Source organism: Rhizobium sp. UFLA01-1127, from assembly GCF_059803845.1.
The window spans coordinates 37,740-57,158 of the sequence record NZ_JAUQTZ010000030.1 but is presented as its reverse complement, the minus strand read 5'-3'; the positions used below and the strand labels follow the sequence as shown (position 1 = coordinate 57,158).

At 60.6% G+C, this 19,419-nt stretch carries 20 protein-coding genes; 8 read left to right on the top strand and 12 right to left on the bottom strand.

Annotated elements, in window-relative coordinates; translation table 11 throughout:
* Positions 1 to 367 precede the first annotated feature (367 nt).
* Entirely contained in the window at positions 368 to 2,557 is a 2,190-nt protein-coding gene (locus Q4Q11_RS10225; protein WP_498569418.1) for an anthranilate synthase, read from the top strand.
* Between the two features lie 119 nt (positions 2,558 to 2,676).
* Here the strand turns inward: Q4Q11_RS10225 and bluB are convergent, their stop codons facing one another.
* Positions 2,677 to 3,417, bottom strand: coding sequence for a 5,6-dimethylbenzimidazole synthase (gene bluB / locus Q4Q11_RS10220; protein WP_498569417.1), 741 nt, complete (start codon positions 3,415 to 3,417; stop codon positions 2,677 to 2,679).
* A gap of 403 nt (positions 3,418 to 3,820) precedes the next feature.
* On the opposite strand from bluB, the gene Q4Q11_RS10215 reads away from it, so the two are divergent.
* Positions 3,821 to 4,735: a cation diffusion facilitator family transporter gene (locus Q4Q11_RS10215; RefSeq protein ID WP_498569416.1), complete on the top strand. Its 915-nt coding sequence runs from the start codon at positions 3,821 to 3,823 to the stop codon at positions 4,733 to 4,735.
* Position 4,736: 1 nt separating this feature from the next.
* The gene (gene queF / locus Q4Q11_RS10210; RefSeq protein ID WP_498569415.1) at positions 4,737 to 5,201 is read left to right on the top strand and encodes a preQ(1) synthase; all 465 of its coding nucleotides are present in this window, start codon (positions 4,737 to 4,739) and stop codon (positions 5,199 to 5,201) included.
* A 59-nt stretch (positions 5,202 to 5,260) separates the two neighbouring features.
* On the opposite strand, the gene Q4Q11_RS10205 is transcribed toward queF, so the two are convergent.
* The gene (locus Q4Q11_RS10205) at positions 5,261 to 6,070 is read right to left on the bottom strand and encodes a DUF2076 domain-containing protein (RefSeq protein ID WP_112506068.1); all 810 of its coding nucleotides are present in this window, start codon (positions 6,068 to 6,070) and stop codon (positions 5,261 to 5,263) included.
* Between the two features lie 231 nt (positions 6,071 to 6,301).
* On the opposite strand from Q4Q11_RS10205, the gene Q4Q11_RS10200 reads away from it, so the two are divergent.
* Complete coding sequence (locus Q4Q11_RS10200) at positions 6,302 to 6,889, top strand: ATP-dependent Clp protease proteolytic subunit (RefSeq protein WP_112506067.1); 588 nt, start codon at positions 6,302 to 6,304, stop codon at positions 6,887 to 6,889.
* Positions 6,890 to 7,106: 217 nt separating this feature from the next.
* Here the strand turns inward: Q4Q11_RS10200 and Q4Q11_RS10195 are convergent, their stop codons facing one another.
* From Q4Q11_RS10195 to Q4Q11_RS10185, 3 genes are read right to left on the bottom strand one after another with little or no spacing between them, the layout of a single operon-like run.
* Positions 7,107 to 7,490, bottom strand: a complete 384-nt coding sequence (locus tag Q4Q11_RS10195) for a VOC family protein (RefSeq protein WP_112506066.1) — start codon at positions 7,488 to 7,490, stop codon at positions 7,107 to 7,109.
* On the bottom strand, positions 7,456 to 8,640 hold the full coding sequence (locus tag Q4Q11_RS10190) for an MFS transporter (RefSeq protein WP_498569414.1): 1,185 nt from the start codon (positions 8,638 to 8,640) through the stop codon (positions 7,456 to 7,458). Before Q4Q11_RS10190 ends, Q4Q11_RS10195 begins: the two co-directional genes overlap by 35 nt.
* A 2-nt stretch (positions 8,641 to 8,642) precedes the next feature.
* On the bottom strand, positions 8,643 to 9,443 hold the full coding sequence (locus Q4Q11_RS10185; protein WP_113216625.1) for a DeoR/GlpR family DNA-binding transcription regulator: 801 nt from the start codon (positions 9,441 to 9,443) through the stop codon (positions 8,643 to 8,645).
* A gap of 192 nt (positions 9,444 to 9,635) precedes the next feature.
* On the opposite strand from Q4Q11_RS10185, the gene Q4Q11_RS10180 reads away from it, so the two are divergent.
* Positions 9,636 to 10,820 carry a benzoate/H(+) symporter BenE family transporter gene (locus Q4Q11_RS10180; RefSeq protein ID WP_498569413.1) on the top strand — a complete coding sequence of 395 codons (1,185 nt, stop codon included), beginning with the start codon at positions 9,636 to 9,638 and terminating at the stop codon, positions 10,818 to 10,820.
* 327 nt (positions 10,821 to 11,147) lie between these two features.
* Positions 11,148 to 12,854 (top strand): 2-isopropylmalate synthase, encoded by a 1,707-nt coding sequence (gene leuA / locus Q4Q11_RS10175; RefSeq protein ID WP_498569412.1) that lies wholly within the window; start codon positions 11,148 to 11,150, stop codon positions 12,852 to 12,854.
* Between the two features lie 96 nt (positions 12,855 to 12,950).
* Here leuA and Q4Q11_RS10170 read toward each other — a convergent pair whose 3' ends face one another.
* The 5 genes from Q4Q11_RS10170 to Q4Q11_RS10150 all read right to left on the bottom strand — a co-directional run bounded on the left by Q4Q11_RS10170 (position 12,951) and on the right by Q4Q11_RS10150 (position 16,486).
* The gene (locus tag Q4Q11_RS10170) at positions 12,951 to 13,412 is read right to left on the bottom strand and encodes a GNAT family N-acetyltransferase (protein WP_498569411.1); all 462 of its coding nucleotides are present in this window, start codon (positions 13,410 to 13,412) and stop codon (positions 12,951 to 12,953) included.
* A 73-nt stretch (positions 13,413 to 13,485) separates the two neighbouring features.
* Positions 13,486 to 13,689 carry a hypothetical protein gene (locus Q4Q11_RS10165; protein ID WP_113216622.1) on the bottom strand — a complete coding sequence of 68 codons (204 nt, stop codon included), beginning with the start codon at positions 13,687 to 13,689 and terminating at the stop codon, positions 13,486 to 13,488.
* A gap of 100 nt (positions 13,690 to 13,789) precedes the next feature.
* Positions 13,790 to 14,611, bottom strand: a complete 822-nt coding sequence (locus Q4Q11_RS10160) for an anti-sigma factor family protein (protein ID WP_113223563.1) — start codon at positions 14,609 to 14,611, stop codon at positions 13,790 to 13,792.
* 21 nt (positions 14,612 to 14,632) lie between these two features.
* Positions 14,633 to 15,145 carry an RNA polymerase sigma factor gene (locus Q4Q11_RS10155; RefSeq protein WP_113216621.1) on the bottom strand — a complete coding sequence of 171 codons (513 nt, stop codon included), beginning with the start codon at positions 15,143 to 15,145 and terminating at the stop codon, positions 14,633 to 14,635.
* A 402-nt stretch (positions 15,146 to 15,547) separates the two neighbouring features.
* Positions 15,548 to 16,486 (bottom strand): metallophosphoesterase family protein, encoded by a 939-nt coding sequence (locus Q4Q11_RS10150; RefSeq protein WP_113216628.1) that lies wholly within the window; start codon positions 16,484 to 16,486, stop codon positions 15,548 to 15,550.
* A 50-nt stretch (positions 16,487 to 16,536) separates the two neighbouring features.
* Between Q4Q11_RS10150 and Q4Q11_RS10145 the strand changes: the two genes are divergently transcribed.
* A complete protein-coding gene (locus Q4Q11_RS10145; protein WP_112506056.1) occupies positions 16,537 to 17,028 on the top strand; it encodes an NUDIX domain-containing protein in 492 nt (163 codons plus the stop codon).
* A 17-nt stretch (positions 17,029 to 17,045) separates the two neighbouring features.
* On the opposite strand, the gene Q4Q11_RS10140 is transcribed toward Q4Q11_RS10145, so the two are convergent.
* Positions 17,046 to 18,035, bottom strand: coding sequence for a glutathione S-transferase family protein (locus Q4Q11_RS10140; protein WP_498569410.1), 990 nt, complete (start codon positions 18,033 to 18,035; stop codon positions 17,046 to 17,048).
* Between the two features lie 350 nt (positions 18,036 to 18,385).
* Between Q4Q11_RS10140 and Q4Q11_RS10135 the strand changes: the two genes are divergently transcribed.
* A complete protein-coding gene (locus tag Q4Q11_RS10135) occupies positions 18,386 to 18,958 on the top strand; it encodes a GNAT family N-acetyltransferase (RefSeq protein ID WP_498569409.1) in 573 nt (190 codons plus the stop codon).
* Positions 18,959 to 18,992: 34 nt separating this feature from the next.
* Here Q4Q11_RS10135 and Q4Q11_RS10130 read toward each other — a convergent pair whose 3' ends face one another.
* Positions 18,993 to 19,418, bottom strand: coding sequence for a GNAT family N-acetyltransferase (locus Q4Q11_RS10130; RefSeq protein ID WP_498569408.1), 426 nt, complete (start codon positions 19,416 to 19,418; stop codon positions 18,993 to 18,995).
* Position 19,419 lies beyond the last annotated feature (1 nt).

The following is a 19,419-nucleotide window of genomic DNA, read 5'->3' as shown; positions in this document are numbered from 1 at the left end:
GCGTTGCCTGTTCTGCAACACGGTGATGAGGCACAACGCCCAGACCCCTTGACCAACGCAATGCGATTAGACAACCAGTGAAATTGCTTTCTCGCCCGCCGGGGGCGAGATCGGCTCCGCGACTTGCAACATCTGCGGCCTGCTAGGAACTTTCCTCCCATCTTCCGCTTGCGCATCCTCTCATCTCAGGCTAACAATTTCCGTCATGAACATGTCCTTGAACAACATTGCAGTTTGGTGGTGGGCACGCTGAGGCGGCCTCGACCAATCGTGTTCAAAGACGACGAGTGAGCCGCCCGAGATTTCGAGGCGGCTTTTTTGTTATATTGGCCGCCTGTCATCCGGGCCTGACAACGGAGTAGGAACAATGGTAACGATCCTTCGGGATGATGGTGCGGAAATCTACGAGACGAAGGGTGGGATAACCGTCACCCGGCAGCGCCGGCCGACGCCTTATGCGGATGCCGTTTCGTCCTATATCGACAAGCTCGACGAGCGCCGCGGCGCCGTCTTTTCCTCCAACTACGAATATCCCGGCCGCTATACGCGTTGGGATACCGCCATCGTTGATCCGCCGCTCGGTCTTTCCTGCAATGGGCGCAATGTCTGGATCGAGGCCTATAACGAGCGCGGCGAAGTCATTCTCGGCTTCATTGCTGAAAAGCTGAAGACCGTTTCCGAGTTGGTGCTGGGTGCTTCGGCGCCGCGCCGGCTCGATCTCACCGTAAAGACGCCGGATCGCGTCTTCACCGAGGAAGAGCGCTCGAAGATGCCGACCGTCTTCACCGTGCTGCGTGCGGTAACCGACCTCTTCTATTCGCAGGCTGACGCCAGCATCGGCTTTTACGGCGCCTTCGGTTATGATCTCGCCTTCCAGTTCGACGCCATCGACCTGAAGCTCAAGCGCCCGGACGACCAGCGCGACATGGTGCTCTACCTGCCGGACGAAATCCTGGTGGTCGACAATTATTCCGCCAAGGCCTGGATCGACCGCTACGATTTCGCCAAGGACGAAGCATCGACGGAAGGCAAGTCCGGCGAGATCGCGCCCGAGCCGTTCCACCGCACCGATGCCATTCCGCCGAAGAGCGACCATCGCCCGGGCGAATATGCCGAACTGGTGGTCAAGGCGAAGGAGAGCTTCCGCAAGGGCGATCTTTTCGAAGTCGTGCCGGGCCAGAAGTTCATGGAGCGCTGCGAGAGCAAGCCGTCAGACATTTCCAAGCGGCTGAAGGCAATCAACCCTTCGCCCTATTCCTTCTTCATCAATCTCGGCAATCAGGAATATCTCGTCGGCGCTTCGCCTGAAATGTTCGTGCGCGTGTCCGGCCGCCGTATCGAGACCTGCCCGATTTCGGGCACGATCAAGCGCGGCGACGATCCCATCGCCGACAGCGAGCAGATCCTGAAGCTGCTGAACTCCAAGAAGGACGAATCCGAGCTGACCATGTGCTCCGACGTCGACCGCAACGACAAAAGCCGTGTCTGCGAGCCTGGTTCGGTCAAGGTCATCGGCCGCCGTCAGATCGAGATGTATTCGCGCCTGATCCACACGGTCGACCATATCGAAGGCCGCCTGCGCGACGACATGGACGCTTTCGACGGCTTCTTGAGCCACGCCTGGGCCGTCACCGTTACCGGCGCGCCGAAGCTTTGGGCCATGCGCTTCATCGAGAGCCATGAGAAGAGCCCGCGTGCCTGGTATGGCGGCGCGATCGGCATGGTCGGCTTCAACGGTGACATGAACACCGGCCTGACGCTGCGCACCGTCCGCATCAAGGACGGCATTGCCGAAGTGCGGGCCGGCGCGACGCTGCTCAACGACTCGATCCCCGAGGAAGAAGAAGCCGAAACCGAACTGAAGGCCTCCGCCATGCTTTCCGCTATCCGCGATGCCAAGACCGGCAATTCCGGCAAACAGCAACGAGACGTCGCATCCGTCGGCAAGGGCGTGAAGATCCTGCTCGTCGACCACGAGGACAGTTTCGTCCATACGCTTGCCAACTACTTCCGTCAGACGGGCGCGACGGTTTCGACCGTGCGTACGCCGGTGCCGGAAGAGGTCTTCGACCGCCTCGATCCGGATCTCGTCGTGCTGTCGCCAGGTCCCGGCAATCCGAAGGATTTCGATTGCAAGGCGACCATCAAGAAGGCGAGGGCGCGCAACCTGCCGATCTTCGGCGTCTGCCTGGGCCTGCAGGCGATTGCCGAAGCCTATGGCGGCGAGCTGCGCCATCTGGCGATCCCGATGCACGGCAAGCCTTCGCGTATCCGCGTGCTGGAGCCCGGCCTGGTCTTCTCCGGTCTCGGCCGCGAGGTCACCGTCGGCCGCTATCACTCGATCTTTGCCGATCCTTCGAGCCTGCCGCGTGATTTCATGATCACGGCCGAGAGCGAAGATGGCACCATCATGGGCATCGAGCATGTGAAGGAGCCGATCGCGGCCGTGCAGTTTCATCCGGAATCGATCATGACGCTCGGCGGCGATGCCGGGATGCGGATGATCGAAAATGTGGTGGCGCATCTGGCGCGGCGGGTGAAGACGAAGGCCGCCTGAAGCGATAGCTGCCAGCCGTAGATTTGTGCACCTCGTGCGTTTGGAAAAGCGCATGGGGTGTTTTCATGCGTTGAAAGCGCCAGCAAATCGCTGAAGCATCTCATGTTGCTAGGGTGGCCTCACATGTCCTCGCAGTCCTGCCAGCCTTCTTCGAAGACAAGCTTGTCGAGCGGCAGGCGATTGCGCCATCCCTTCACGGCGAGTTCCGGCATGTCATAGAGCTCGTCGATATAGCCGACGCAGAGCCAGGCGACGATCTTCACATGCTCCGGAATGCCGAGGATCGCCTTGATGGCGTCCTCGTGGAAGATGCTGACCCAGCCGACGCCCACACCCTCTGCGCGGGCCGCGAGCCAGAGATTTTGTACGGCACAGACGGTCGAGTAGACATCGGTGTCCGGATTATGCGTGCGGCCGAGAACGACCGGGCCGCCGCGTTTGGTATCGCAGGTGATACAGATGCTGAGCGGCGCCTTGCGGATGCCCTCCAGCTTCAGCCGCTGGTACTGTGCGCGGCGGTCGCCTTCGAACATCGCACAGGCTTCCTCGTTGGCCTGATGAAAAGCCTGCCACACTCGCTCGCGCGTCTTTGCCTGACGGATCAGGACGAAGTTCCATGGCTGCATGAAACCGACCGAGGGTGCCGAATGGGCAGCCTCGAGCAGACGCCTGATGAGAGCATCGGGCAGCGGATCGGGGCGGAACTGGTCGCGCACGTCGCGCCGGGTCTCGATGGCGCGATAGACTGCGTTGCGCTCTGTCTCCGAAAATGCGCCGGCTGCGACCAGATGTTCCGATGTGCCGGTCGGAGCGTCAGCGATGGAGGGTGCGGCATCAGCGGTATTTTCAAGAATGGGCATGTTCAACCATGGTTTCATAAAGGATGGCGGTTCGTCGGCCGGTACCGCCGACCCTTGCACACGAGGCTGAAGCACAGCTTAGTGCTGGGTCGCAAGTCAAACTACCAGCACGAATTTTTGCGGGCGAGCGTATAATCGGCTTCCAATTGTCGCGGAACGCCGGCTGGAGCAAGGTCTTCCCATGTTCTGCAACCTGAATGCTCAAGCGGCATCTCGTTCAATGCGCACAATATGCGCGAATTGTTGCGCGAAAAGGGGTGCCTCCTTTGACAAACACCGCGTCGTGCGCCATATGGACCGCCAATGAACCGCCTGCGCGAAATTCGCGCGGGCGGTTTTGCATTTCAACGGCGCCTTTTTTGCAATTCATTCGCATGAGCAGGCGCGGGATACTGGAGAAGACATGAACAGCCAGGGAAACGATACGATCAGGCGGCTCGCCCTTTGGGGCATTCCGCTTTCGCTCGGCGTCATGGGGCTGAAGGTGCTGGCCTGGTGGCTGACGGGCTCCGTGGCGCTTCTGTCCGACGGTCTGGAATCGCTGACCAATGTCGTTGCGGCTTTCATAGCCTTCTTCGTCATCCGTTATGCGCAGAAGCCGGCCGATTACGATCATCCGTTCGGCCATCACAAGGCGGAATATCTTTCCGCCGTCACCGAAGGCGCCATGATCGTCGTTGCCGCGCTGATGATCGTGCAGGAAGCGGTCGGGCATCTCGGCAATCCGCAGCCGATACAGGCGCCGGTGCTCGGCCTGGCAATCAATTTTGCCGCGGGTGTCATCAACGCGATTTGGGCAGTCACTCTGATCCGTGTTGGCCGGGCGCATCGCTCGCCGGCATTGACGGCAGACGGCCAGCACATCATGTCCGACGTCTATACCTCGGTCGGGGTGCTCATCGGCCTGCTTCTTGCGCTTGGCAGCGGTTATCCGATCTTCGACCCCGTGCTCGCCATCCTCGTTGCCATCAACATTCTCTATCAAGGCTGGAGGGTCATCTCCCATTCCATCGACGGGTTGATGGACAAGGCTGTGCCGCCGGATGAGGAGACCGTCATCAAGGATGCGATCGCCAGGAATGCGGTGGGGTCGCTCGGCGTGCATGACCTGAAGACGCGCAGGGCAGGGGCAGTGACCTTCGTCGATTTCCATATGGTCGTGCCTGCCGCCATGCCGGTGCGCGAAGCGCATCGCATCTGCGACCGCCTTGAAGACGCCATAAGGGCAATTCATGCGGGTTCGGAAATAACCATTCATGTGGAGCCGGAGGGCGAGAAGGCCCATGGCATCCGCGTCAAGATGATCAAGGAGACCTGAGATGCCAAAGACCGATGTGTCCGGCCTGTCCATGCTCGGCAGCCAGACGGAAACCGCCGGCAATCCCGAAGAGGCCGTTCTGGAAAAGGTACCATCCGGCCATGCCGGCACCGACTATGTCGTGCGCTTCACAGCGCCTGAATTCACCTCGCTCTGCCCGATGACGGGGCAGCCGGATTTTGCCCATATCGTCATCGACTACATACCGAACGAATGGCTGGTGGAATCGAAGTCGCTGAAGCTCTTCCTGCACTCCTTCCGCAATCACGGCGCATTTCACGAGGATTGCTCGATCTACATCGCCAAGCGCCTCGTCGATCTCCTGCAGCCGAAGTGGCTGCGCATCGGCGCCTACTGGTATCCGCGTGGCGGCATCCCGATCGACGTTTTCTGGCAGACCGGCAAGCCTCCCGAGGGCGTCTGGCTGCCCGATCAGGACGTTCAGCCCTATCGCGGCCGAGGCTGAATGAAAAAGCCGCCATCCAGGGATGGCGGCTTTTCCGACAGATTCGATGAGACGGTGGCTCAGGCGAACGAGTTGTCGTCGCCATTGTCATAGGACGAGTCGTCATAATCATCGTCCTGGGCGTCCTGGGCGGCGTCCTGGGCGTAATCGGCCGCGCTCTGATCATCCTGGCCGCTGCTGTCGTCATTGCCGAAATAGTTGTTGTTGATGATCGTTTCCTGAACGGGTTGTTCGGCTGCATTGGCCGCAGCTCCGCCGAAGAGCCCGCCGCCGGCACCGCCAAAGAGGCCGCTACCGGTGCCGCCGAGGTGGGGGCTGAAGAGGCTGGAAAGCGATTCCGCCAGCATCACGCCGCCAGCCACGCCGGCTGCCGTGCCAAGCGCACCGCGCAGGAAGCTGCCGCCGGCCGAAGGAGCTGATGCCTGCTGGCTCCACGGGCCTGACGGCTGTGGCTGGCCGCCCCAAGGGCCAGGCTGCGGCTGCGGCGCATTGCGGGCATAGTCATCATAAAGACGGCCCTGCTGCGGATTGCCGCCTTGCGGTGCCGCGGCGCGCTGCTGCTGGCCGCCGCCGAAGAGCGAGCCTATTCCGCCGAGGAAGCCGCCGCTCTGGCCCTGCGGTTGACCGGTTTGGGCGCTTTGCTGCTCGAGTTCGTGCACGCGCGCTTCCAGCTGTTGGATGCGATCTGCCGCAGCCTTCATGCCCTGTTCCTGCATGATGACGGCCTGCGCCAGGAAATAAGGCGCATAGGGCTGGTCGCGGACCGACTGATTGATGAAGGCCTCCGCCTCGGCGTCGCGCTGCGTGCTGGCAGCACCGCGCACGCGATCGAAGAGAGAAGCAAGCAATTGACGTTCTTCTGGCGACATGATGGCCTCCTTGGCTATCCGTGCTGCAAATTCGGGGCGCGATCTCTAACCGCGCTGACCTGACGTAGGATCAAATCTCGGCTTTTCAAAGCCATTCAAGTTACATTTCGGTAATCCCCAATCATAACACCATGTTGTCAGTCGCTATTGCCGCCTTGTCTTTTTCCGGCATTGTTTTACGCATTGAGTCGCACTATGTGCGGTGAACGACGCATCATGCTGGAGAGTTGAATGAACGACGAAGACGAACAGGAAGACAAGAAGACCGAGCTGCCTTTGGGCAAGGACGCGGAGGCGAATCTTTTCAAGTCGCGTTCGATCTTCATCTATGGCGGTATTACGCAGGAACTGGCGCAGAAAGTCTGCTCGCAGCTCGTGGCGCTTGCCGCTGCCAGCGACGATGATATCCGCATCTACGTGAATTCGCCCGGTGGTCACGTCGAGTCAGGCGATTCCATCCACGACATGATCAAGTTCATCAAGCCGAAGGTCTGGATGATCGGCACGGGTTGGGTCGCCTCCGCCGGCGCGCTGATCTATGTGTCCGCTCCGAAGGAGCGCCGCATCTGCCTGCCGAACACGCGCTTCCTGCTGCACCAACCGTCCGGCGGCACGCGCGGCATGGCCTCGGACATCGAGATCCAGGCGCGCGAGATCATCAAGATGAACGAGCGCTTGAACAAGATCTTCTCGGAAGCCACCGGCCAGCCGGTCGAACGCATCGCCAAGGACACCGACCGCGACTACTGGCTCTCAGCCGAGGAAGCCAAGGCCTATGGCCTCGTTTCGCGCATCGTGACCTCGCAGGCGGATATCTGATCTAGCAGGTTTCCTAATTGAATTGAGCGCCCTTGCTTGCCGGAAGGCCGGCGAGGGCGTTTTGTATTGGGCGATGGAGCCTGTCGGCTTCGATCGGAGGAAGCATGCTGGCGGCGGAGATATCCGCCGCCAGCTTTCGCCACTCGGGAGGTTGCAACGTTTCCGAGCGCGGCGAACTCTGAAGGGCAAACGAAAGGCAGCGCAGTTTGGGCTGGCCCTATATGGTAATTTCGATCGGCGTTCCCTCGGGCATGACGATAATGGCCTCATAGAAGCCGTCGCCTGTCATGCGGGGCGCAGATTTCAGCAAGCCATCCGCCTTGCATCGTTCGGCCAAAGCATCGACGGCTGCTTTGCTGCCGAGCGATATGGCAATGTGGTCCCAGCCGATGCGTTCGTCGTGTGGATCGAGAGGAAGCCAGGGGCCGGTCATCAGTTCGATCTCACCGCCGCTTTCCGGCAAGGAAACGAAGCGGGAGATGAAGCCCGGGCGGCGGCTGCTTCGATATGCTTCGCCCACGGTGGCGCCGAAATAGGTTTTCCAGAAATCGGCGGCGGCATCGAGATCAGGCGTCCATAGAGCGGTATGAGCGATGCGCATCGGCCTCTCCCTGTTCCTGATTGCGGGTAACGATGCCGGCGCAGAGAGGGGCGACGCAGAGCAACAGGGCGAGCATCCAGAAGGCGCCGGGCAGGCCTATGTGATCCGCGGCGAAACCGACGCCGGCGGGACCGACGAGCACGCCTGCATAGCCCGTCATGGTGATCGCCGCGACGGCCAGTCCGGGCGGCATGATCTTCTGTGTGCCTCCCTTGCGGAACAGCACCGGGACGATGTTGGAGGCGCCGAGGCCGATGAGCAGGAAACCTCCCACGGCAAGGATCGAAATCGGGCTGATCAGCAGGACGGCAAATCCTGCGACCGCGACGAGCCCGCCCCACAACATGATCGCCCGGTCTCCAATTCTTGCGGTGACTGCATCGCCGGCGAATCGTCCGGCCGTCATCGCAATGGCAAACAGCATGTAGCCGAGGCCGCCATGGCTGGCATCGGCCCGGCCTTCGGTAGTGAGAAGCAGTGCGCTCCAGTCGAGGATTGCGCCTTCGACCAGGAAGGTGATCGCGGCAAGGGCCGCAAGCAGCAGTACGAAGCCGCGAGGCAGGACGAAGAGTGGGGCGTCTTCCGCTTGAACGGTGCGCAGCAACCGCGGCCAGGCAACGATCATGGCGATCACCATTATCGCCGAGCTTAGAAGCGTCGCAGCAAGGGGGCCGGCCTTGAGGGACAGAAGCACGGTGACCAGCAGAGAGCCGATGAAGCCGCCGACGCTGAACAGCGCATGGAAGCCGGACATCAACGGCCGCCCCGCGCCTTTTTCGACTTCGACCGCGTGAATGTTCATGGCAACGTCGAGCGATCCGAGACAAGCGCCGAAGGCCGCCAGCGCCACGCCAAGGGTGAATGGCGTGCCGGCCACGGCCAGCATCGGCAAAATAAGCGCGAGGCCGAAACCGCCCGCGATGATGATCGGCTTGCTGCCATAGCGCGCGCTCAACATGCCGGTCGCAAGCATCGCGGCCACCGAGCCCAGGCCGAGACAGAGCAGCAGCATGCCCAGCACGCCATCATCGACCCCGAGGCGAGCTTTGGCGAAGGGGACAAGGGGAGCCCAGCAGGCCAGCGCAAAACCGCCGACCAGAAAGGCAAGTCGTGTCGCCAGCCGGGTTTCCGGCCGATCCGTGGATTGCATGGTCATTCCTTGTCTTTCGAGATCGGGAGGATGACATCGCTCGCCTTCACGAGCGGCAAGCCGGCTTCGACGGCCGTCTTCTCGTCATCGGCAGGCAGATCATCCTCGACGACAAGCCAATCGACATCGCCAGCGCCGCCGATGCGGTGCGGTGCGCGTTCGTGAAACTTCTCCGAGGTAATCAAGGCGATGCGTGCTGCGCTTCTCTTGAGAAGCGTCCGTTTGAAGATGGCGTCTGCATGTTCGTACACGCTGATGCCGCTTCTTGCCGAAATGGCGCAGACACCCAGGAAGCAGCGGTCGATATTCATCGCCTCGATGGCGGCGACCGCAGAAGCATCGACGCTGCCGCCGACAACGGGATCGACCGCGCCGCCGATCAGGACGAGCGGAATGTCGCCCCGCTTCATGATTGCGCTCGCTATGTCGATGGAATTCGTCGCGATGGTCGCTTTCAGGTTCTTCGGCAGAAGATCGACCATTGCGAGATTGGTGCTGCCGCTGTCGAAAAACAGGAATTCGCCGGGCTCGATCATCGCGACGGCGGCTGCGGCCAAGGCTCTCTTGCGGCCGGATTCCTGTCCGACGCGTACGGCCATCGGCTGCGACGGGGTCAGGAGAGGGAGAGCGCCGCCATAGACGCGGCGGCATTTGCCCTCGGCGGCAAGCGCGCGCAGATCTCGGCGCACGGCATCTTCGGACACGTTGAACTCGGCTGCGAGCGATGCGGCAACAATTTGCCGCCCCTCGGCAAGCCGCGCTTCGATGATATCCCGGCGGGACAATGGGAGTGAATTGCTCATAAATATGCAATATCGTGTATAAACTGGAGAGTCAATGTGCACATTTATGCACAATTTGAATCGTCAACGATGCATGCCGCGATCGATTTGACGATCGCACCGCCATTTAGGTTCGAAACCGCCCTTGCACGTCCGACGCTTGTAATGCTCCATGCCGCTTCAATCGCTCTTCCCATGAGTCTCCGCCGCGCCATGCTCAAAGATTTCTCCGTCCAAAGTCTCTTCATGGGATGCCTGACCGCCTTTGTCGGCTTCGCCAGCTCCTTTGCCGTCGTCTTCCACGGTCTGCAGGTTGTCGGCGCCACCGATGCGCAGGCTGCCTCCGGTCTGACGGCGCTTTCGGTGGCGATGGGCCTCTGCGCCATCGTCCTCAGCATGGCGACGAGGCTTCCGATCAGCATTGCCTGGTCGACCCCTGGGGCGGCATTGCTTGCGAGCGCCAGGGCGATCGAGGGTGGCTTTCCTGCGGCCGTCGGAGCTTTCTTCGTCTGCGGCATATTGATCGTCATTGCCGGGCTCTTCCGGCCTTTCGGGCGTGCGGTGGCCTCGATCCCGGCGCCGCTCGCCAATGCCATGCTCGCCGGTGTCCTGCTCGGCCTTTGCTTTGCGCCGGTGAAAGCGATCGCCTTCAACCCCGCCTTCGGCTTGCCGATCATCCTTGCCTGGATCGTCGTCGGCGCGTTCAAGCGGCTTTGGGCGGTGCCGGCGGCCCTTGCGGCTTTTGCCCTGGTGCTGGCCTTCGGCGTGAAGATACCGGACGGAGCGTCTGCCTCGCTCGAACATTCGCTGCTGCCGACGGTCGAATTCGTGAAGCCGGTCTTCACGCTTGCCGGCATCGTGTCCATCGCGCTGCCGCTGTTCATCGTAACGATGGCGTCGCAGAACATCCCCGGCATCGCCGTTTTGAAGGTGCATGATTACGACCCCAAGCCGGGTCCCCTGTTTGCCGTAACCGGCGTGTTCTCGCTGCTTGCCGCTCCCTTCGGCGGCCATGTCGTCAATCTTGCGGCGATCACTGCGGCGATGTGTGCCGGGCAGGATGCACATGCCGATCCCAAGCGGCGCTACTGGGCGGCGATCGTCGCCGGCGTCGGCTATATCGTCTTCGGCCTGCTGGCGAGTGCCGTCACAGCTTTCGTGGCCTTGGCGCCGCCGATCCTCATCGAGGCGGTGGCGGGTCTGGCGCTGGTCGGCGCGCTCTCCAATTCTGCCTTGAATGCCTTCCAGCAACCTGAATCGCGCGAGGCGGCCGCCATCACGTTTCTCGTGACGGCATCGGGCGTTTCCTTCGGCGGCATCTCCGGCGCCTTCTGGGGGCTGATCGCCGGCGGGCTGATGCTGGCGCTGTCGCGCGGCGTGCAGATGCTGAAGAAATGACAAGGGGTTGCTTCTTTTCCGTCCGGCGGTTATAAGCGCGGCGATGAAGATGACAGGCGCAAAGATTTCCGAACAGATTGCACGTGGGCGTGTTGCCTTGCGTGACAATACGCGCGCCCTTACCTCGCTCCTTCTCCTCGGCCTTACACGCGGTTGCCGGGTCCTTTGAGGAGCGCCCGGCGGCCGAAAAGCCCGCTGGCCATCGCTCCTCGCGACTTACCCTAAAATCGACAGCATACCCGCAATGGGTCCGCTTTTATCGTCGCCAAGCCGCATCCTATCGGCTAAGACGCGAGATAAAATGACGGGAAAGGAAGAGACGATATCATGGACGCGAACAACCATTCCCCCAAAGGCATGCCGGAAGCCGCAGTGAAGTACCGCGCCTACCCGCAGATCAATATTCCAGACCGGACTTGGCCGTCCAAGACCATCACCAAGGCGCCGATCTGGTGCTCGGTCGACCTGCGCGACGGCAATCAGGCGCTCGTCGATCCGATGGGTCACGACCGCAAGGCGCGCATGTTCCAGCTGCTGCTGGATATGGGCTTCAAGGAAATCGAGATCGGCTTCCCCTCGGCTTCGCAGACCGACTTCGACTTTGCGCGCTGGTGCATCGAGCAGGGCAATGTGCCTGACGACGTATCGCTGCAGGTTCTCGTCCAGTGCCGCCCGGAACTGATCACCCGCACCTTCGAGGCTCTCGAAGGCGCTAACAAGCCAATCGTGCATTTCTACAATTCCACCAGCGAATTGCAGCGCCGCGTGGTGTTTGCCAAGGATGTGCGGGGCATCAAGCAGATTGCCGTCGATGCGGCCAAGATGATCACCGACATGGCGGCCAAGGCCGGCGGCGGCTACCGTTTCGAATATTCGCCTGAGAGCTTCACCGGCACCGAGCTGGATGTGGCGCTGGAGATCTGCAACGCCGTCATCGACATCGTAAAGCCGACGCCGGACAACAAGCTGATCATCAACCTGCCATCGACCGTCGAAATGGCAACGCCGAATATCTATGCCGACCAGATCGAATGGATGTGCCGTAATCTCGACAATCGCGAAAACCTGATCATCTCGCTGCATCCGCACAATGACCGCGGCACCGGCATTGCCGCTGCCGAACTGGCTCTGATGGCCGGCGCCGACCGCGTCGAGGGTACCTTGTTCGGCAATGGTGAGCGCACCGGCAACGTCGATGTCGTCACCATGGCGCTGAACATGTTCACGCAAGGCGTCGATCCGGAACTCGATTGCTCCAACATCGAGCGCATGAAGGAAGTCTTCGAATATTCCAACCAGATGGCCATCGGCGAGCGTCACCCTTATGTCGGCGAGCTGGTGTACACGGCTTTCTCCGGCTCGCATCAGGATGCGATCAACAAGGGCATGAAGGCCGCGAAGGTCGCCAACGATCCGGTTTGGGAAGTGCCTTATCTGCCGATCGACCCGCAGGACGTCGGCCGCACCTACGAGGCGATCATCCGCATCAACTCGCAGTCGGGCAAGGGCGGCATCGCCTATATCATGCAGCAGGATTACGGTCTGAACCTGCCGCGCAATCTCCAGGTGGAATATCGCGAGGAGATCCAGCGCATCACGGACGAGGAAGGCAAGGAGTTGCCATCCAGGCGCATCTATGAGCATTTCATCGAACGCTACGTGACGCAGCCCGACGCGCGGCTGCGCTTCGTCGACCATCACACCTTCGCCGACCCCGAGCACAAGGGGCAACGCATCGTCGCGGCCGAGATTACCGACAAGGGCACGGTAAAGCGCATCGAGGGCAGGGGTAACGGCCCGATCGACGGCTTCATCAATGCGCTTTCGATCTATCTCGGCGTTCCGATGACGGTCGAGGACTATTCCGAGCATTCGCTCCAGCACGGCTCCAATGCCGCGGCAATCTCCTATGTCGAAGTCTCCTATCCGGGCGGCAAGCTCTTCGGCGCCGGCATCAACACCAACATCGTCGCCGCGTCTCTCGAGGCGATCGTGTCGGCGGCGAACCGCGTACTCGCCATTAAGGCGGCATAAGACTCAGGCTTTCCGCGGCTTCCATCGAAATCCCCTCGGTTACTCCCGAGGGGATTTTGCTTTGCGGGTTCGCAATATTGCGGCGGGGCCGTCGCTTCACAGCGATTTACGGTAGACGACAAAACCGGAGCGCTCGGCCATCTTGTCATAAACGCGCATTGCGGTGGCGTTCGTCTCATGCGTCTGCCAATAGACGCGATGGGAGCCTGCTTCCCTGGCCCGGGCATAGACGCCTTCGATCAATGCGGATGCCACGCCCATTCCACGCGCCGCCTCGTCGGTAAACAGATCCTGCAGATAACAGTTCGGCTCGACCGCTGTCGTGCTGCGGTGAAAGAGATAATGCGCCAAGCCGAGGAGCCGGCCGTCCTTCTCGGCAACGAGCGCGTGCACGGGTTCGTAGGCATCGAAAAAGCGCTGCCATGTCATTTGCGTGATGTCGGCGGGAAGGGCGGTTGGGCCGGATCGTCCGTAGAACCTATTGTAATTTTCCCACAGGATCAGCCATTGCCCGTGGTCTTGCCGGGTCGCAAATCGAATATGAATATCGTCGGCCATCCCTGTGACCCATTCGAAGGACGAAATCGATTGGCAATCGAGGTAGCCGTCAGAGACGGCCGTCCTCCTGCATTCATGACTTCTGCTGGGTCAATGCGTCGCGTTGCTTCGTCAGGCGTTCGAGCTCTTCTTCCTGTTCGGCTATCCGTTCTGACGTCCGCTCCTCGTCGGCTGCGCCGGAAAAGGCGGCCGCCTGCTCGATCAGTTCGCGAAGATTTTCCCTTATAACCGCGATACGCCTCTCAATTTCCGGAATGGTCAGCAGAACGTCGGACATGTCGAAACTCCAGCAAAGAACTCGGACTCGTGCGATTGCAGCGTTCCATTATCCATCGGCAGGCTCGCAGTCGCAAGCTGCAAAGAGAGGGGAACATCCGTCAGATTTCCGAGGAGACCCTGTTGGCGATCTGATCGAGCATCGCATTCGAAGATGGGCCTACCACGGCATAGGTCGCGCCGTTGCGATGCCAGGATACGATGCTGATATCGTCCTTGATGGTTTCGCTGAAATCGTTGTCGGCAACGCCGTCAGTCTTGGTAAAGCAGATGGCGACGACATCGCCGTCGAGGTTCTTGTAGATCAGTTGGCCGAAGGGCTTGCCGCCGGCGATGAACATCCGCGCCCCCTGAAAGACGAGGCCATCGGCAGCAAGATCGGGAAAGTTGAACTTGACGCCGACCGTGCTTGCCAGCCACTTGGCAATCTCGTCCAGCTGGCTTGCCTGCAGCTCGACCATGTGCTGCGGCTGACGCGAATAGATGCGGTGGTAGGCGGCGATGTCATCCAGCCAACTGCGTGTCGCAACCTGCATCGGCACAGGGGGCGTGCCTGCCGGAACGTCAGCCGGCTGCATGCCGAAGAGGTAGCCTATGGCGCCGCCGACGACAAACAGGATGAGCGCTGCGGCCAGCGACTGTCTGCCGGTCGGCGCCAGCTTCAAGGACGGTCGTGTGATACGCGGCGAGGGTTCGCGGGTCTTCGGAGGCTGAGCGCTTTTGATGGAACGAACAAGCGCCAGCGGCACCGGCTCCTTGAGAACCTCGTCGAAAGCCTTGCGGCCGACATCCGAGCCGTGTTTGAGCTCATCGAAAATTCGCCGCGCATCCGGATCGGACGCAATGAGCCTTTCAAGCTCTTCCTTTTCTTCACGGTTCGTTTCGCCATCCATGAAGGCGGACAAACGGACTTCGAGCGGCATTTTCTTCATGTCTTGCAATGCTTAAAACCTTCGAGGCGAGCGACTGTGACCCTGGGAGGCAAGGTAGAGGCGTGCGCTGGAGAGCCGCGACATGACTGCCGACAGCGGAACTCCGAGGATATCGGCTGCCTGCTTGTAGCTATGCCCTTCGACATCGACCAGCAGGAAGACACTTGCAAGTCCTTCGGGCAAAGATGTGACGAGGCGATGCGCTTCACTGTCCTCCACCGGATTTAAATGCACTCCGGCTGCCAGTTCGCCCTGTTCGACGGCGTTGCCCTTGGCGGCGGGACGCAGCTTGTGGCGTCTGGCCTCATCGACCCATTGATGACGGGCCATGGTGTAGAGCCAGCTCTCCAGCTTGCCGCCGCTGTTCCAAAGGTGGAATTTGGCGATACCGCGCTGACAGACGCTCTGAACAAGCTCGTCCGCCTCGGTCAGATCGCCGGTCAGCGTCACCGCGAAGCGGCGCAGTTTCGGAAGAAGGCCGACCAGATCGCGTCTGATGTCAATGGCTGCTACCGGCGTTGGCATGATCGTTCCAGGAAGGCGTTGGAGGTTGTCGCATGGGCAATGTGCTTCCGCAACGGATGGCCTTTCCCCTGAGAAAGGTGATGTAAGCGGAATAATCGTCCTGTGTTGGTATGAACCATTTCCGTGCCGTTTCGCAAGTCTTCCAAAACACTCGTTCACTGAAGTGTCTTTCTTCGGGCGGCCATCCGTCAATGTGCCGACCCGCATTATTTCAACAGGTACTCCCGGCCTTCGGCGATCGCAGCGACGAGCGGGAAACCGCTCTGGAAAACCGGCATTGCGGTGCTCCTGCCGCAACCTCGAAACCCATCCCATCCTATAGGGATTCCTGTAGTACGATTGTAGCTCCGTATCTTAGAAAACGCTACCGAAACGATGTGGGCGGACAGGCTGAAACGTTCATCACCTTGCTAGAATATCGATGCTTTCGGGAGCTATACCGCTGCCTGCGTCGTTGAGACTGTAGCGCTCCGCCTTCAACTCCCAGGCACCGGGGCGCCCGGCGATCGTGAAGAGATTATAGGCGGCGCGCGGTTTCAATCCGCCGACCCCCTGCGATGCGGAGGCGATGCCGACGACGGGCACCAAACCCATTTGACCGCGCAGCCAATGCAGGGTGTTGAGGTGTGTATGCCCGTGCAGGACAAGTTCGGCGCCGCCGGTCGAGATGACGGCTGCGAAGCGGCGAATGCCGATCATGCGCTTGTAGAAGCTGGTTGCGCCCCGAATCGGCGGGTGATGGATCATGACGACGCGAAAAAGTCCGGCATCCCCGGCCGCGCGCAGAATGTTCACCGTCTCGCGCGCCTGACGGGCGGAATAAAAGCCGCTTGCCGCAAAAGGCGGAGTAGCGACGGCCGTGGAGCATCCCACAAGCGCGACCTGTCCGCGAATGCGCAGATAGGGGAAAATGCGCCGGTCTTCCTGCCATTCGGAGGGAGCGCTATCGCCCTGGACATAGGGGTACCAGGCACGCATGGCCTTTTCGTAGGCGCCGGGCACATAGGCATCGTGATTGCCGGGAACGACTGACGTGTGAAGCGGATCGCCGACCGTCTTCAGCCATTCGGCCGCGGTCTGGATCTCCATGCCGCTCGCGAGATTGACGAGATCGCCGGTTACGGCCAGATGATCGGCCTGCCTCGCCTTGATGTCGTCAAGAAGCAGGTCGAGCGTGCCGCCAAAAAGATGCTTGCGCCGGTTCCGGTGCCAGTTCACAAATCCGGTAATACGTTTGGAGGCGAGTTCTCTGATCGAAAGGCGTGGCAACGGACCAAGGTGAACATCGGAAATATGCGCGAGCTTGAACATGGGATGAGACATAGCCCACTCTATTGTCAAAACAAATACATCCCCAACCTCATTGCGGATCGGGGCATCGAGGTTCACGCATGAGCGACGAGATTTCGAGGGACGAAAAGCAGAGTTTGGCGATGCGGTTGTTCGGCCGGGCGCTGCATGTCTATTTCGGCCTGACCCGCAGCATGACGCTTGGTGTGCGCGCCGCCTGCTTCGATCGGGAGGGGCGAGTTTTCCTGGTGCGGCATTCCTATATCGCCGGCTGGCACATGCCCGGCGGTGGCGTCGAACGCCATGAGACGGTGGAGGAGGCGCTTAAGAAGGAGCTGCGGGAGGAGGGCAACCTAGTGATCTCGGGTCGGCCGCAGCTCTTCCACGTCTATTTCAACAACCATACCAGCAAACGAGACCACGTCGTCTTCTATCGCGTCGAGGTTACCCAGACCGCGCCGCGCAGGCCGGATCGCGAGATCGTCGAAAGCGGCTTCTTTGCGCTCGATGCGCTGCCGCCCGGAACGACGAAGGCGACCTATCGCAGGCTGAAGGAATTGGAGGGAGAGGAGGCGCCTTCCAATCACTGGTAGCTACGGGGGCATTCAAATCAGGCCGCTTTTGCCAATTGCTCCCGGCCATGCGGGCGATCGAAATCCAGCTCGGGGCCAATCGGCACGATACCCGTCGGATTGATCGTCTTGTGGCTGCGATAGTAGTGGTTCTTGATGTGCGCGAGGTTCACCGTCTCGGCAACGCCGGCAATCTGATAGAGATCGCGCAGATAGGCCGAGAGATTGGCGTAATCGGCGATGCGGCGGATGTTGCATTTGAAATGGCCGACATAGACGGCGTCGAAGCGGATAAGCGTCGTGAACAGCCGCCAGTCGGCTTCGGTCAGCCGGTCTCCGAACAGGTAGCGCTTCGTCGCCAGCCGTTGGTCCAGCATATCGAGGGTCTCGAAGAGGCGCCGGGCATTTTTCTCGTAGGCTTCCTGGGTCGTCGCGAAGCCGGCTTTGTAGACGCCATTGTTGACCGTGTCGTAGACGCGCTCATTCAGGGCATCGATATCGGCACGGAGATCGGCGGGATAGAAGTCCGCCTTGGAAACGGTCAGGCCGTCGAAGGCCGTGTTGAACATGCGGATGATTTCGGCCGATTCGTTGTTGACGATCGTGCCGGTCTGCTTGTCCCACAAAACGGGGACGGTGACCCGGCCGGAATAATGCGGATCGGCCTTCAGATAGACTTCCCAGAGCTTGCTTGCGCCGAAGAGGTGATCGGCCGTTCCTCCGTCGGTCCCTTTGAATTCCCAGCCGTTTTCCAGCATCAGCGGATCGACGATCGAAACCGTGATCAACTCTTCAAGCTTCTTCAGCTTGCGGAAGATCAGGGTTCGATGCGCCCAGGGGCAGGCGAGCGACACGTAGAGATGATAGCGCCCGGCCTCCGCCTTGAAACCGCCGGTGCCGGTAGGGCCAGGCCCGCCATCCGCGGTCACCCAGTTCCGGAACTGCGACGCGGCGCGCTTGAAATGGCCCTTCGTCTCTTTGGTATCGTACCAGACGTCATGCCAGACACCATCCACCAACATGCCCATTGCTTGATCCTTTCGGGAAACTGCCGAACTATTTATCTAGAGATACGGCATGCACGCCGGATTTCGAGACGGCAAATGATGAACACTGCGTCATAGGTGCTGCCGGCGGGCTCATGTGGCGGCGTCGGGCTCGAGAAAAGACAATGATGCCGACACGATCCTGCATCGATAAACGGCAGTGCGCATTTTGCATTGGACGCGCCGAATATTTCCTGCTATGCGGCTTGTCACGCTTTAAGGATCCTTGTTCATGAAAGTAACCAGAAGCCTGCGACGACGCCGATGACCTTGAACGCTCGACGAGCGCTTTCGGGAACAACATCGTCCGTCTATCTGGTTTCCTTGGTCTAATGTACAAGCACGATCTGGTCTACCTCACTGAGGATGCGTCACACGACGCTGTCATCGAACTCATCAACGAAGAAGCATTCGGCCCCGGCCGGTTTACGCGCGCCGCAGCTCGCATCCGCGAGCAGGGACCGCACGACCGGTCGCTATCCTTCATCTGCGCCGATGACGGCGAGACGATCGCCTCCGTGCGGATGACGCCGGTATTGGCTGGATCGGTCAAGGGACATCTGCTCGGCCCGCTTGCCGTGCGTCCGTCGCACAAGAACAAGGGGATCGGCCGCGAACTCGTGCGGATTGCCGTCGAAGCGGCCAAGCGCAAGGGATCGGAAGCCGTCATCCTCATCGGCGACCCGCCCTATTATTGCCCGCTCGGTTTCGAGAAGGTTGCCTATAATGCATTGACCTTCCCGGGGCCAGTCGATCCCAACCGGGTGCTGGTCGTGCCGATCGCCGGAGATACGCATGCGCGGCTGCAGGGTTCGATCATCTGGCGTGATGATTCCGCTTCGGCGAGCGAAGCCGAAGACAACGATCTGGACGATGTCGTGCAGCTCACGGCGATCGCCGTCTAAGACGCTATCGACGAAAGACTGCCCCGCTTGAATATCAGCGAGGCGACAATTTCTTCTGCAGAAAGAAACGGCTGCGGCCGGCTGGAAAATCCGGCAGCTCGCCGAAGATGGCATAGCCCTGCCGCTGATAGGCTTTCAGCGCCTGCGGATTGAAAGTATCGATCCATGCGCCGAAGCAGCCGCGCGCGCCTGCTTCGGCTTCTGCCGCCGCCAGGAGCTTTCCGGCCATGCCTTGGCCGCGCAGGCTTTCCGGCACGAAGAGCCATTGCGTGAACAGCCATCCCCAGGCCGTGTAGCCGGAGATGCCGCCAATGGTCTTGCCAGCATCGTCGCGGATCAGAACCGCCAGGGATTGCCGACCGGACGGGCCGACATCTGCGGTGTTGAAGGCCGTCAATCCCTCGCTGATGGCCGCGAGTTCGCTTTCCGATGGTTTATCGGTCACTTCGATCTTCATCATA